At 68.3% G+C, this 12,416-nt stretch carries 8 protein-coding genes and 1 tRNA gene; 6 read left to right on the top strand and 3 right to left on the bottom strand.

Features of this window, described 5'->3' with window-relative positions:
• Positions 1 to 31: 31 nt before the first annotated feature.
• Entirely contained in the window at positions 32 to 187 is a 156-nt protein-coding gene (locus AB1L88_RS08170; RefSeq protein ID WP_367096155.1) for a hypothetical protein, read from the bottom strand.
• 311 nt (positions 188 to 498) lie between these two features.
• On the opposite strand from AB1L88_RS08170, the gene AB1L88_RS08175 reads away from it, so the two are divergent.
• A complete protein-coding gene (locus tag AB1L88_RS08175; protein WP_367096156.1) occupies positions 499 to 2,472 on the top strand; it encodes a sulfatase in 1,974 nt (657 codons plus the stop codon).
• Positions 2,473 to 2,611: 139 nt separating this feature from the next.
• Here the strand turns inward: AB1L88_RS08175 and AB1L88_RS08180 are convergent.
• Together AB1L88_RS08180 and AB1L88_RS08185 are read right to left on the bottom strand one after the other, a co-directional pair.
• Positions 2,612 to 2,697, bottom strand: a tRNA-Leu gene (locus AB1L88_RS08180).
• Between the two features lie 22 nt (positions 2,698 to 2,719).
• Complete coding sequence (locus tag AB1L88_RS08185) at positions 2,720 to 4,624, bottom strand: hypothetical protein (protein WP_367096157.1); 1,905 nt, start codon at positions 4,622 to 4,624, stop codon at positions 2,720 to 2,722.
• A gap of 531 nt (positions 4,625 to 5,155) precedes the next feature.
• On the opposite strand from AB1L88_RS08185, the gene AB1L88_RS08190 reads away from it, so the two are divergent.
• The 5 genes from AB1L88_RS08190 (at position 5,156) to AB1L88_RS08210 (ending at position 11,914) form a co-directional block, all read left to right on the top strand.
• Entirely contained in the window at positions 5,156 to 6,637 is a 1,482-nt protein-coding gene (locus AB1L88_RS08190; protein WP_367096362.1) for a sulfatase, read from the top strand.
• A 40-nt stretch (positions 6,638 to 6,677) separates the two neighbouring features.
• Positions 6,678 to 7,718 (top strand): Gfo/Idh/MocA family oxidoreductase, encoded by a 1,041-nt coding sequence (locus AB1L88_RS08195; protein ID WP_367096158.1) that lies wholly within the window; start codon positions 6,678 to 6,680, stop codon positions 7,716 to 7,718.
• Between the two features lie 210 nt (positions 7,719 to 7,928).
• Positions 7,929 to 8,996 (top strand): DUF1573 domain-containing protein, encoded by a 1,068-nt coding sequence (locus tag AB1L88_RS08200; RefSeq protein ID WP_367096159.1) that lies wholly within the window; start codon positions 7,929 to 7,931, stop codon positions 8,994 to 8,996.
• 82 nt (positions 8,997 to 9,078) lie between these two features.
• Entirely contained in the window at positions 9,079 to 10,332 is a 1,254-nt protein-coding gene (locus tag AB1L88_RS08205; RefSeq protein ID WP_367096160.1) for a glycosyltransferase, read from the top strand.
• Between the two features lie 97 nt (positions 10,333 to 10,429).
• Entirely contained in the window at positions 10,430 to 11,914 is a 1,485-nt protein-coding gene (locus AB1L88_RS08210; protein ID WP_367096161.1) for an MFS transporter, read from the top strand.
• The last annotated feature ends 502 nt before the right edge of the window (positions 11,915 to 12,416 follow it).

Here is a 12,416-nt window from a genome sequence, read left to right on the forward strand (position 1 = left end):
GAACACCAGGCGAGCGGCAGCAGCCGTCGAATCAGTCCGCGCCCGGCGGCCTCCGGAAGATCCTGCCGACACCGCGCAGCACGTTCCGCCCGAACATCATCGCCACCCCCACCGCCCCCGCCACCACGGAGCCGAGCGGCAACATCGTCTCGGGACCGATGTATGCGACCAGAATCGATTCGAACATGGGCACCTCAACGTCGCGATCATCGCCATCGGGAAACAACGAACCCGGCCGCCCCGGATTCGGAGCAGATTCCTGCAGATTCGGGTGAGCATTTCCCCGAGTCGGGGAATGATACGTTCACGCAGGCAGGCGAATGCATCCCGAAGCGACCATGAACCAGGATCAGGATGCGGCCAAACGTCGAGTCCTTGACGCTCTCTTGAACTGTAAGAAGCGTCATCGCGTGGTCGATTGGCTCACCTTTTCGAAAAGGAGTCGACTCGGATGGAGCGGTCGCCCCGCCCGGCGGGAGGCACGATCCGAGCGGAACCATGAGTCTCCCAGCAACCGAATCGTCCCCCGAACCGCCGCTGCCGCGTCCCGATCGTCCGGAGGCCGGGCCGAATCCCGGGCCGGGGCCGATGGGCCTGCTCGGCCTGGCTGTTTGGCTCGGGATCCTGGCCGGGGCCGCGGAACTGGCCGCGTTCCTGCTCATCCGGGCCCGATCCGGCGAGGTCTGGCCGTACCTCGGGAAAATCCGGGCCTACCCCTGGACGATCCCCACGGTCAACGCCGCCCTCCTGCTGGGCATCGCCCTCCCGATCGCCGCCCTGACGGCGATCCGACCCCGACTCGGCCACCGGGTCGGGCCGCTCGTGCTGGTGGCCCTCGCCTTCATGCCGACCCTCCTGATCCTCGCGCCCGGCCTCTATTTCGGCGCCCTCTTCCTGCTCGCCCTGGGGTTGGCGTCGCTCGTCGTCCCGATCGCTCGGCGTTTCCCCAACGCCTGTGCGGCGCTGGTCCGGTGGAGTCTGCCCGTGCTGGTGCTCGGGATCCCGGGGCTTGCCGCCTGGCGACACTTCGATCGGTCGCCCCCCGCCCCGCAAGAGGCCGAGGCCCGCGGGCCGAACATCCTCCTGATCGTCCTCGACACGGTCCGGGCCGATCACCTCAGCCTCCCAGGCTCCGGGGCCGATCGACCGACCTCGCCCGAACTCCGGGCGATCGCCGGCCGCGGGGTCACTTTCACCGGCGCCCGAGCGACCGCCCCCTGGACGCTCCCCTCTCACGCCAGCCTGATGACGGGCCGATGGTCCTTCGACGTCTGCCCCGATCGGTTCAGCCCGACGTCCGAGGCCGGCCCGACCCTCGCCGGGAGCCTGGCCGAGCTCGGCTACGACACCGTCGGCCTGGTCGCGAACACCTACTACACCACCTATGCGACGGGGCTTTCCCGGGGATTCGCCCGCTACGAGGATCTCCCCTTCACCCTCGCCACGGCCCTCGCCAGCACCGAGGTCGGCGGGCGCCTCGTCGACCTGATCGGCGAGCTCTCCGCCTCCCTTCGCCCCGGTGAACCTCCCCCGCTACGCCGATTCGACCGGATCGACGCCGAGTCCATCAACCGCCGGTTCCTCGATTGGCTCGACCGCGACCGGCCCGAGGCCCGACCGTTCTTCGCCTTCCTGAACTACTTCGACGCACACGACCCGTACCTCGTCCCCCCGGGGGCCGAGCACCGCTTCGGGACGCCCCCGACCGACCCGGCCGATCGCGCCTTCCTCGAAGACTGGTGGCTCCGCCCCGAGAAGCCCGCCATCTCTCCCGAGCAGGAGAGGCTGCTGATCGACGGATACGACTCGTGCATCGCCGCCCTCGACCATCAGCTCGGCAAGCTGTTCGACCAGCTCGACCGCCGCGGCCTCCTCGACGACCTGATCGTCGTCGTCACCTCGGACCACGGCGAGGCGTTCGGCGAGCACGACCTGTTCGGCCACGGGGTCAGCCTCTACGAGGACCAACTGCACGTCCCCCTCCTCCTCATCGCCCCGGGTCTCGCCCCCCCCGGGACGGTCGTCGACCGGGTCGTCAGCCTCCGAGACGTCCCGGCGACCCTGCTCGACCTCGCAGGCCACCCCGGCTCTCCCCTCCCCGGCACCTCCCTCGCCCCGCTCTGGAACCTCGCCGACGATCAGTCGTCCGCGCCGGGCTCCTCCCCCGAGTCCGCCCAGCCCTCTCCGGCCGTGGCCTCGGTCCCGGGCCCGGACATGTTCCTCCCGAACGAGGGAAAATCCCCCGTGTTCGGAGGTCCGATGATCTCGATCATGGACGACCGGCAACTGAAATACATCCGCACGCAGCGTCCGGACAGGCCTTTCGAAGAGATCTACGCCGTGGGCAGCGACCCGAACGAGCAGACCAACCTGGTCATGCCCGCCAGCCAGCCTCTCCTCGACTCCTTTCGCGCCTCCCTCATCGAGCTGCTTCGTCCCGACCGCCCCGAGGAACACCTGCCCACCCCATGACTCCCCGGCACGCCCTGGCATATCCCCCCGGCCCGGATCCCCATCTCAATCCTCGCCCCTGACCCGCCAACCACATCCTCCCCAACGCACACGAAGAAAGGGGCTGCGTCTTTCGACGCAACCCCTTGAATCTCACCAGTGCCGGAGACAGGACTTGAACCTGCACCCGCGATGAAGCGGACTAGCCCCTCAAGCTAGCGCGTCTGCCAATTCCGCCACTCCGGCCGACAAGAGAAAATTTATCGTCTCAGCGACGCCGCGTCAAGGGGGCGGCGGGGTTCGACCCAAGTGGATTGCCCGGCGGTGGTTCGAGCGAGGGCGGGCGAGACGGCCGGGCGAGGCCGGGAGGGGGGGGGATCAGTTCGGCCCAGGAGACACCGCGTCGGCCGTCGTCGGTCCGGGCCGACAGGCGGAAGACCAGGGGGGACAGGGCAAGCTGGTCGCTGGGGATCTGGAAGGGGGCGGAGGTCAGGTGGTCGCCCGGGGCGAGCGCCGGTTCGGGGAAGAGGGATCGCAACGCGTCGCCATCGAGCGTATGGGCCGAGAGCCGAGATCGTGGGGCGGACGCCGCGGCGAGATTCGGCTCCCAGGAGAGCCGCTCCAGCGACGTGTTCAGGCCGGCTCGCTCCTCGACCCGAGCGACGACGGTCGCCACGTCGGGCCCGAGCTCCTTGACCCGCACCTCGAACCGCAGGTCGGGATGCCTCCGAGGGACGCGGACCAGCGTCACGATCGGCCGGGCGGCCGGGTCGCACCGCACGACCACCCGGGCGGGCGTCTCGGGATCGGGTGCGAGCCTCAGATACTGGCTGCTCGTCGCTTCAAGCGTGAAGGAGTGCTCAGGCGTTTCCGGGTCGATCGTCGCGAAGCGAACACCTGCCATCGGCCAGTCGCCCATCGTGCCGAGCAGGTGAAACGATCCCCCCGAATCCGTCCCGGCGCCGAGGCTCTCCAGGGCGTTCGTCACGCTCCACTGGCGGTACAGCTCGTCGAACGGTCGGCCGGCCGCGCGCTCCAGGTTCGGGACGCCGACGGCCCCCTGCGAGCAGAGCCTCAGCAGGAAATCGCCGTCGGAGCGCCCGGCGCACCAGCGGAGGAACAGGTAAGACGCCCCTCGGTTGCCGTGGCTTCGGAACCGCCCCGGCCGGTGTTCGTCCTCGACACGCACGCTGCAGCGCCGGGGTTCCGACAGGAACGCGCTGACCCGGTAGTCGAGGTTCTCGGTCGATCGGCCGACCAGATCCTCGCAGAGGTGGGCCATCGCCTCGTCCAGCCACGACTCCTCCACGAGCGGGGGCCCCAGGTCCCGGCGGCGGGATTCAAGGACGGCATGCCCATATTCATGCGCGAGCACCGTTTCCAGGTACGGGCCCGCCTGGATCCCGGCGTCGAGGTAGACCATGTCGGCCCGATTGCTGAGCGGACGGGGGAGATCCTGGTCCAAGTCGGTCGACCGGAAGTAGCCGTCGACGTGCGACCGATCCGGGAACGGCAGGCGAATCCGTCGGGAGAGGAGCACCGTGAATCGGCCGTCCCGGTCCACGTCCCGCACCGGCCCGATTCGGGCCGAGAGCCGAGGCTCGATCACCCGGTCGAAGCTCGACACGATCGTGCGCAGCACGTCGTCCCCCACGACCGCCAGGTCATCATCATCCACGAACACCTGAATCCGTTCCCCGACCGCGCGGAGCCGGGCGTCGATCAGGTCGTAATTGCTCGGCGATCGCGGGTCGCCCGGTCGCACTCGGACCGAGAAGCCGCGGCGGAGCAGGGGATGAGCGGTCGGGACGGGGCGATCGGGGCGCACCCCTTGCACCGATTCCCGCGGGCGGGCCGTCGAGTCCGGGCTGATTGCCTCGCCGGCCGGGACCCCGGTGCCGATCGACCGGAGGGGAGTCAGCCCGATCCCCTCCCCGGCCGGGGTCATGGCGCACTCCGCGGCGAAGGTCCCGTCGTGACTCATCGCCGAGACGATGAGCACGACCTCCTCCTCCGAGCAATCCGGAGGGAGGTCGAACGCGGCGACTCCCGAGGTGATCGGCACGTCGAAGGCCTCGGCCGTACGCCCGCCTCCGCCTGATCGGGTCGGACGCCCCTCGACGGGGGCGCTCCCCATCAGGAGGATCCCGACCATCACCAGCAATCGAGGCATCGGCACGGTCCATCGCCCTCGTTCGACGGGCCTCGGCGCCCTCGGAATCGCCCCGGGTTCCTCCGGGACGGCACGGCGGCAGCCGTCGAGACGGATCGCCGCCAGAGGGGATCGACCACCGCAACCCGACCACTTCAGCCGATCTGCCCGATTCTCGGGATCGCGAGGAGTTTCAAGGCATCCCGGATTGCGACAGGCACCCCACGTCGGGGCGATCGCCCCGTTCACCCCCGGGCAAGCCCTGGAAAGCCGGCCGATCCACGAGTAAGGTACGATCCGAAGGGAACGGCCCGGGATAGTCTGCTCCGGCACGGTTCGTCGCTCGGGCTGCCCGGGCGACGACGGCCGAGGGTCGAACCGCCGCCCCGGACTCCCCACCCGATCCTCCGCAATCGGTCCCTCCCGAAACGATCGCACACCGTTCGAGACTTCCGGAGTTGCCTGACCATGCTGCGTTTCCGAACGTCGAGCCACGGTTTCCGACTGGCGATGACCCTTCTGGTCGCGCTCGCGGTGGGGCCGTCTGGAGCCATGGCCGTTGTAAACGACCCAGAGACCGCCGATCGACCGAACATCCTGTTCATCTTTTCCGACGACCACGCCTATCAGGCCGTCGGCGCTTATGGATCGACCATCAATCGAACCCCTCAGATCGACCGCCTGGCCCGGGAAGGGATGCGGTTCGACGCCTGCCTGGTGACGAACTCGATTTGCGGCCCCAGCCGGGCGACGATCCTCACGGGGAAATACAGTCATCTGAACGGGTTCTATCAGAACGGCGACCGCTTCGACGGCTCGCAGACGACCGTCCCGAAGCTGCTCCAAGAGGCCGGCTATCAGACGGCGATCTTCGGCAAGTGGCACCTGGAGACCGACCCCACCGGCTTCGACACCTGGCACATCCTGCCGGGGCAGGGGGCCTACTACAATCCGCCGATGATCCGCAACGGCGAGCGGGTCCGCCACGAGGGCTACACGACCGACATCATCACCGACCTGACGCTCGACTGGCTGAAATCCGAACGCGACCCCGACCGCCCCTTCCTGCTCATGGCCCAGCACAAGGCCCCGCACCGCAACTGGCAGCCGGGTCCGAAGTACCTCGACGCTTACAAGGACGCTCCGGTCGCCGAGCCACCCACCCTCTTCGACGACTACGAGGGGCGCGGCACCCCGGCCCGGACGCAGGACATGACGATCCGCGACACCCTGACGCCGAACGACCTGAAGTTCACCACCCCGAACAACCTGACCGACGATCAGCTCGCCCAGTGGAACGACGCCTACGCCGAGGAGAACGCCGAGTTCGAGCGACTCGGCCTGTCGGGAGACGACCTGGTGCGCTGGAAGTACCAGCGATACATCAAGGATTACCTCCGCTGCATCGACTCGGTCGATGAGAACGTCGGCCGTTTGCTCGACTATCTCGATGAGTCGGGGCTGGCCGAGAACACGATCGTCCTTTATGCGTCGGACCAGGGATTTTACCTGGGCGAGCACGGCTGGTTCGACAAGCGATGGATGTACGAGGAATCGCTCCGGACCCCGTTCCTCGTCCGCTGGCCGGGCGTGGTCGAGCCGGGATCGACGAGCGATCGCCTGGTCTCGAACCTCGACTTCGCCGAAACGTTCCTCGACGTCGCCGGCGTCGCCATTCCCGAGGACATGCAGGGGAGGAGCCTCGTCCCCTTGCTCAAGGGGGAGACGCCCGACGACTGGCGGTCGAGCTTCTACTACCACTATTACGAGTTCCCCGCCGAGCATTCCGTCCAGCGGCACCACGGCGTGCGGACCGATCGATATAAGCTCATTCATTTCTACAGCCTCGGCGAGTGGGAGCTGTACGACCTGCTCCGCGATCCGCACGAGCTGCGGAGCTGCTACGATGACCCGCAATACGCCGACGTCCGCGAGGAGTTGACGGCCGAGCTGGCCCGGCTCCGCGACGAACTGGCCGTCCCGGACGACCCCCGCCCGAATGACGTGCGGCGTCCGATCGAGACCAACCCCTGACCTGCCTTTGCTGCATTCCATCACTTGAGGAGTTCTTCGGATGAGGATTGGAACACGTTTGTTGAGTTTCGGCTTCGGGTCGCTGGCGATGGTCGGCGCGCTGGTGGCGTCGAATCCCGCCGCGATGGCGGACGACGAGCCGGTCTTGCGGGCCGGCATGATTGGGCTGGACACCTCGCACGTCGTCGCCTTCACCAGGGTCCTGAACGCCGAGGATGCCGAAGGCCCGCTGGCCCGCGTCAAGGTCGTCGCCGGGTATCCCGGGGGTAGCTCCGACATCCCGTCCAGCAGGGATCGGGTCGAGGGCTTCACCAACCAGCTCCGGGACGAATACGGCGTGGAGATCGTCGATTCGATCGAGGAATTGCTGGAGAAGGTGGACGTCGTCTTCCTGGAGAGCGTCGACGGGCGGCCCCACCTGGAGCAGGCCCGCCCGGTGATCGCCGCCGGCAAGCCCCTGTTCATCGACAAGCCGCTGGCCGGATCGCTGGCCGATGCGGTCGAGATCGCCAAGCTGGCCGAGGAGGCGGGCGTCCCCTGCTGGTCGTCGTCGAGCCTGCGATTCCAGCCGCAGATCGAGGCGGCGAAGAAGCTTGAGATCGTGGGGGCGTTCACCTACGGGCCGTGCTCGCTGGAGGAGCACCACCCCGACCTCTTCTGGTACGGCGTCCACGGCGTCGAGATGCTCTTCGCCCTGATGGGCCCCGGCTGCGAGACGGTCAGCCGCGTCCAGACGGACGGGACCGAGGTCGTCACCGGCGTCTGGAAGGACGGCCGGGTCGGCACCTTCCGCGGCATCCGAGACGGTCGGGCCGGCTACGGCGCCACCGTCTTCGGCTCCGAGAAGATCGAGACGATCACCGTCGGCGGCGGCTACGAGACGATGCTGGTCGAGGTCTGCAAGACCTTCCTCGGCGGCGAGCCGCCGGTCCCGCTCAAGGACACGGTCGAGATGTTCGCCTTCATGGAGGCGGCCGACGAGAGCAAGCGCCGGGGAGGCGCCCCGGTCTCGGTCGTCGACTACCTGGAGGAGAAAAAGGCCGAGGTCGCGGCCCGGTCGGCGAATCAGACCCGGCAGTGACCCTCGCTCGCAAATCGAACAGGTCACCCGGCGGTTCGGCTCAACTTCGAGGCGCCGGGGGCCGATTGCACTGGTCAGGACGATCGGTTGCATTATCATGGCTGGTCGAATCCTCCGGAGGAAGGTCCGCGCATTGAAAGGGGGGCGTTGCTTGAGCCTCTCGTTCGATCGCGGTCGAGTACGGAACGGGTGGAATCGCCAGGAGGGCACATGGAACGGGCACGCGATCGCGCCGACCTGGGGCGTCGAGGGGTCATCGGGATCGCCGGGGCGATCCTGGGGTTGCTCTTGGTGTCGGCGATGGCGAGTCGGGTGCAGGCGCAGTCGGCCGACGACTGGGTCGAGGCCGTCTTCCCCGAGCGGAGCCACAACTTCGGGACCGTGGCCAAGGGGTCGGTGCTGCGGCACAACTTCAAGATCACGAACCGGACGAACCGCGAGGTCCGCATCTCGGGCTGGAAGCCGATGTGCGGCTGCACCGACGTGAACCTCGGGGCACAGGTCATCCCGCCGGGCGCCCAGACGACGCTGGAGGTGGTCTTCGACTCCTCCAAGTTCTCCGGCTACAAGGCGACCGGGTTGACCCTCTACCTGGAACAGCCCGGCTCCCGGACGATCGATTACTCCCTCACCTCCTTCGTGCAGGACGAGATTCAGGTCAGCCCCGGCGTGCTCGACTTCGGCGACTTGAAGCGCGGGGCGACGGCCGAGAAGGTGGTGACGCTCCGCTACCTCGGCGGTCAGAAGGACTGGCGGGTGATCGACATGAGGCACGCCAATTCGTCGTTGACGGCCGAGCTGCAGCAGGTCGCCCCGTCGGATGCGACGTCGAAGGAGGGTGTCGAGTATCGCCTGGTGGCGAAGCTCGATCCGGCTCGTCTCCGCAACGGCAGCTTCCGGGACCAGATCACGCTGGTGACGAACGACGAGCAGCGGAAGACGATCCCGTTGTCGGTCGTGGCGAGGGTGTCGTCGGAGGTCTCGCTCTCGCCGGCGGTTTTGAACCTGGGTTCGGTGCGGGCGGGGCAGCGGGTCGAGCGGACGGTCCTGCTGCGGGGCTCGACCCCCTTCCGCGTCACGGACACGAAGGCGGTAGAGGGTGCGATCGCCGTGGCGGGGGAGGCGCCCGACGCCAGCCGGCCGTTGCATCAGATCAAGGTGGCGATCGAGACGCCGCCCAGCTCGACCGGGGCGTATCATGCCATCCTCGAAATCGGCACCGATCACCCGGACGAACCGCCGGTGCGGCTGACCGCCTTCGCGACGGTCGTCCCCTGAACCTGGCGGTCCCGATCCTCCCGTGATCGGGACCGGGCCCCGGCCGCAACATCGCCTTGGAATCATCATGGAGGGTGCACCCATGTCGCAGGTTCTCTCGCAGGGTTGGCAGGCCGAACTGCCGGGTTCGACGGAGCCGATGGCGCTCGTTGTGGCCGACGCCGGTTGGCACACGACGGGCAACCTGTTTCGGGCGATCGACCGGCCGAACGTCAAGTCGCTCTTGCTCGAGTGCTGCGACGTGGTGAACGCGAGGCAGAAGGGGATCCCCCCCTGGCGTTGGTTCGGCCAGAGGCCCGAGCCGATCGGCCCGAACCAGTGGACCCAGCAGGTCGTCCTGCCCCCGGGGTGGATGAAGCGGTACCCGAGGCTCGGCATGAGGCCGATCCGCCGGGCGATCGACCGGTGGCGACGGTCGTTGGCGGTCGACGGCCCGCTGGCCCTGGTGATGACGTATCCGCATTACCGGTACCTGCGGGATCTGGTCCGGCCCGACATCCAGGTGTACCTGAGCCTGGACGACTACGCGTTGTACTGGCCGAATCAGGCGGAGGAGGTCCGCGCCCTGGAGCGGCAACTGGTGGGCGAGGTCGATCTGACCGCCTGCGTGGCCCAGGCCCGGGCCGAGCAACTGCGGAGGGACGTGCCCGAGGCCGCGGCCCGCATCCGCCACCTGCCGCACGGGACCCCCGAGGCGTTCCTGTCCGACGAGGTGACGGGCAAGGCCGGCCCGGCGCCGAGCGACCTGGACCACCTGCCGAGGCCCTTGCTCGGCTACGTCGGCGGCCTGGAGGACCGGGTCGACTGGCCGCTGCTGATTCGGGTGGCGGAGGAGTTCCCCGAGTCGTCGATTGTCCTGATTGGGAAAGAGCCGAAGGACGGGGCGGGCGCTTGGTTCGAGGCGGCCCGGCGGTGCCTGGCGATGCCGAACGTGCACGCGGTCGGGTTCCGGCCGCAGGAGCGGATCGGGGAATACGTCCGGGGCTTCGATGCCTGCCTGATCCCGTATCGGGTGGATCATCCGTTCAATCAGGTCTGCTGCCCAACGAAGATCATGGACTTCATGGGGAGCGGCCGGCCGATCGTGGCGACCAACCTGCCGGAGTGCCGGCTGTATGCCGGGGTGATGGACGTGGCGACCGACACGGACGACTTCCTCGGCGCGATCGCCTCGCTGAGCTTCCTCCAGTTCGACGACGGTCGGGAGTGGCGGCGGCTGGAACTGGCCCGGACGAACTCGTGCCGGAGGGTGGTCGGCCGCCTGCTCGACGCCCTCCGTCCCGGCCCCGCCGAGCCGATCGGGATGCGCCCGCGGTCGGCCGGGCTGGCCACTTGACATCGCGGCCTTCGCGTCGGATGTTTGGAGCCTTCACACCACGAAGGCCCCGGTCGCTGGTGCGCCTCGACCCCCCGGAACGAATCGGACTGAGTACATGGAATACGGCACGTTGCTTCTGTTCGCCCAGGAGGCGAACCTCGCAGAAGCCCCGGACTTCTTGACCAGGGTTGCGCTCGAATTCAAGCAATTATTGACGGTCTGGGGCGACCCGAAGTACTGGCCCCTGATGGTACTGTTCTTCCTGGAGTTCGCGATCTGGGGGGCCTGGATCGTGGTGCTGGGGAACTACCTGAATGCCAAGGGGTTCTCGCGGCCCATCATCGGCCGGATCTACGGGACGATGCCGCTGGGGGCGATCTTCTCGCCGTTGATCGTGGCGACGGTCGCCGACAAGTACTTCAACACCGAGATCGTGATCGGGGCGTCGCACCTGATCGGCGCGGTCTTGCTGGTCGTGATGGCCCAGATGAAGCGGCCGGCGACCTTCTTCTGGGTCACTCTGCTGTATGCGTTGGTCTATTCGCCGACGCTCTCGCTGGTCAACGCGGTCGCGTTCACGCACCTGCCCAATCAGAACACCTTCCCGTATATCCGGGTGTTCGGGACGGTCGGCTGGATCGCCGCCGGGCTGTCCCTGAAGCTGCTCCTGAAGCCGGATCGGCCGGTCGATAACAAGCCGCTCTTGCTGGCGGGGGGGCTGTCGCTCGTATTGGGGATTTACACGCTCTTGCAGGTGCCGGAGACGGTGCCGCAGGTCGACCCCGATGCCGGGATGCTGCCGATGGTCAAGGCCCTGAGCATCATGGCCGACCCGGGGGCGGCGATCTTCTTCGGGGTGACCCTGATCGTCTCGATGGCGATGGGCATTTACTTCGCCTTCGCGGCCCTGTTCATCGAGCAGCAGTCGGGTGTCCGGTCGCAGAACGTCGGGCCGATCATGACGCTCGGCCAGGCGGTCGAGGTCTTCTTCATGCTGGCCCTGCCCCTGGTGATCAATGACCTGGGGATTCAGGCGGTGCTGCTGCTGGGGGTGGCGGCCTGGTCGTTGCGGTTCGGGTTCTTCTCAGTCGCGGGGCGAGGGAAGTACTTCCCGCTGGTCTTGCTCGGGGTGGCCCTGCACGGGCTCTGCTTCGACTTCTTCTTCGCGGCCGGGTTCATCCACGTCGAGAACCTCGCGGACGAGTCGATCCGGGCGAGCGGCCAGGCGCTGTACGGCGTGGTCGTCTACGGGCTGGGCATGTACCTCGGGACCGAGCTGGCCGGCTGGCTGAACCAGCGGTACACCACGGAAGTGGCCCCGGCGGTCGCCGGCGAGCCGCCGGTGCGGACGACCGACTGGCGGAAGTTCTGGCTCATCCCGTTCGTCGCCGTCACCCTGGCGATGCTGGCCTTCATCGCCTCGATGTACCTCGTCCCCGAGCCGGCCCAGCCGGAGATCGACCCCGACGCGGAGCCCGCGGCCGTCGTCGAGGGGGAGGTCGAGTCGGACGTCATCGCCGTCGAGCCGGCCCCGGCCGAGACTGAGGTCGACGTCGAGCCCGCCGAGGCCGCCCCGGCCGAGGGGGACGAGACGCCCTGAGTGCGGGGTGGTCGCGGAGTGGGCCGCGATGGTGGTCCCCTGGCGGGGATCGACCGGCGGCGTGAAGGGATCGGAATGCGTCACGGGCCGATTCTCGGGCAAGTCCGTTGCCTGGGGTCGGCCCGTGGCCGTTGAGGGGGCCGAGGGTGCGGTCGGCGCGGGGCCAGAGCTGCTCGGAGGGGACGCCGAGGGGCGCGAAGGTGCGCCGGGGTGCGCCGAAGGGTGCGCCGGTGACGGGGCGGGGATTCGCGGCGACGGGGTGAGCGGTTCGTGACGGAAGTCGTTCGGTGATTGAGCGTTGAGTGAACGCGGATCGATCGCCGGGTTTGACGACTTGGCTTCGTTCCGTGGCGGTGCGCCCTCCACGGTGACGGGAACGGCCGGGCGATTCGGTGGTGCGCTGGAGTCGCGAAACCAGCCGCCGAGGGAGGGGGAGGAAGACGAAGGGGAGGGCGAGGAAACGCAGCGGCCGGCCTGGGATTCCTTGCGGGCGGCCTCGGCG

Origin of the sequence: Tautonia sp. JC769, assembly GCF_040717455.1 — a bacterium.
Classification (GTDB): domain Bacteria; phylum Planctomycetota; class Planctomycetia; order Isosphaerales; family Isosphaeraceae; genus Tautonia.

Bases quoted from the DNA above. Each gene is read 5' to 3' on its own strand.
- AB1L88_RS08170 (WP_367096155.1), bottom strand. From the start codon at position 187: ATGTTCGAATCGATTCTGGTCGCATACATCGGTCCCGAGACGATGTTG.
- AB1L88_RS08175 (WP_367096156.1), top strand. From the start codon at position 499: ATGAGTCTCCCAGCAACCGAATCGTCCCCCGAACCGCCGCTGCCGCGT.
- AB1L88_RS08205 (WP_367096160.1), top strand. From the start codon at position 9,079: ATGTCGCAGGTTCTCTCGCAGGGTTGGCAGGCCGAACTGCCGGGTTCG.
- AB1L88_RS08210 (WP_367096161.1), top strand. From the start codon at position 10,430: ATGGAATACGGCACGTTGCTTCTGTTCGCCCAGGAGGCGAACCTCGCA.
- AB1L88_RS08185 (WP_367096157.1), bottom strand. From the start codon at position 4,624: ATGCCTCGATTGCTGGTGATGGTCGGGATCCTCCTGATGGGGAGCGCC.
- AB1L88_RS08195 (WP_367096158.1), top strand. From the start codon at position 6,678: ATGAGGATTGGAACACGTTTGTTGAGTTTCGGCTTCGGGTCGCTGGCG.
- AB1L88_RS08200 (WP_367096159.1), top strand. From the start codon at position 7,929: ATGGAACGGGCACGCGATCGCGCCGACCTGGGGCGTCGAGGGGTCATC.
- AB1L88_RS08190 (WP_367096362.1), top strand. From the start codon at position 5,156: ATGGCCGTTGTAAACGACCCAGAGACCGCCGATCGACCGAACATCCTG.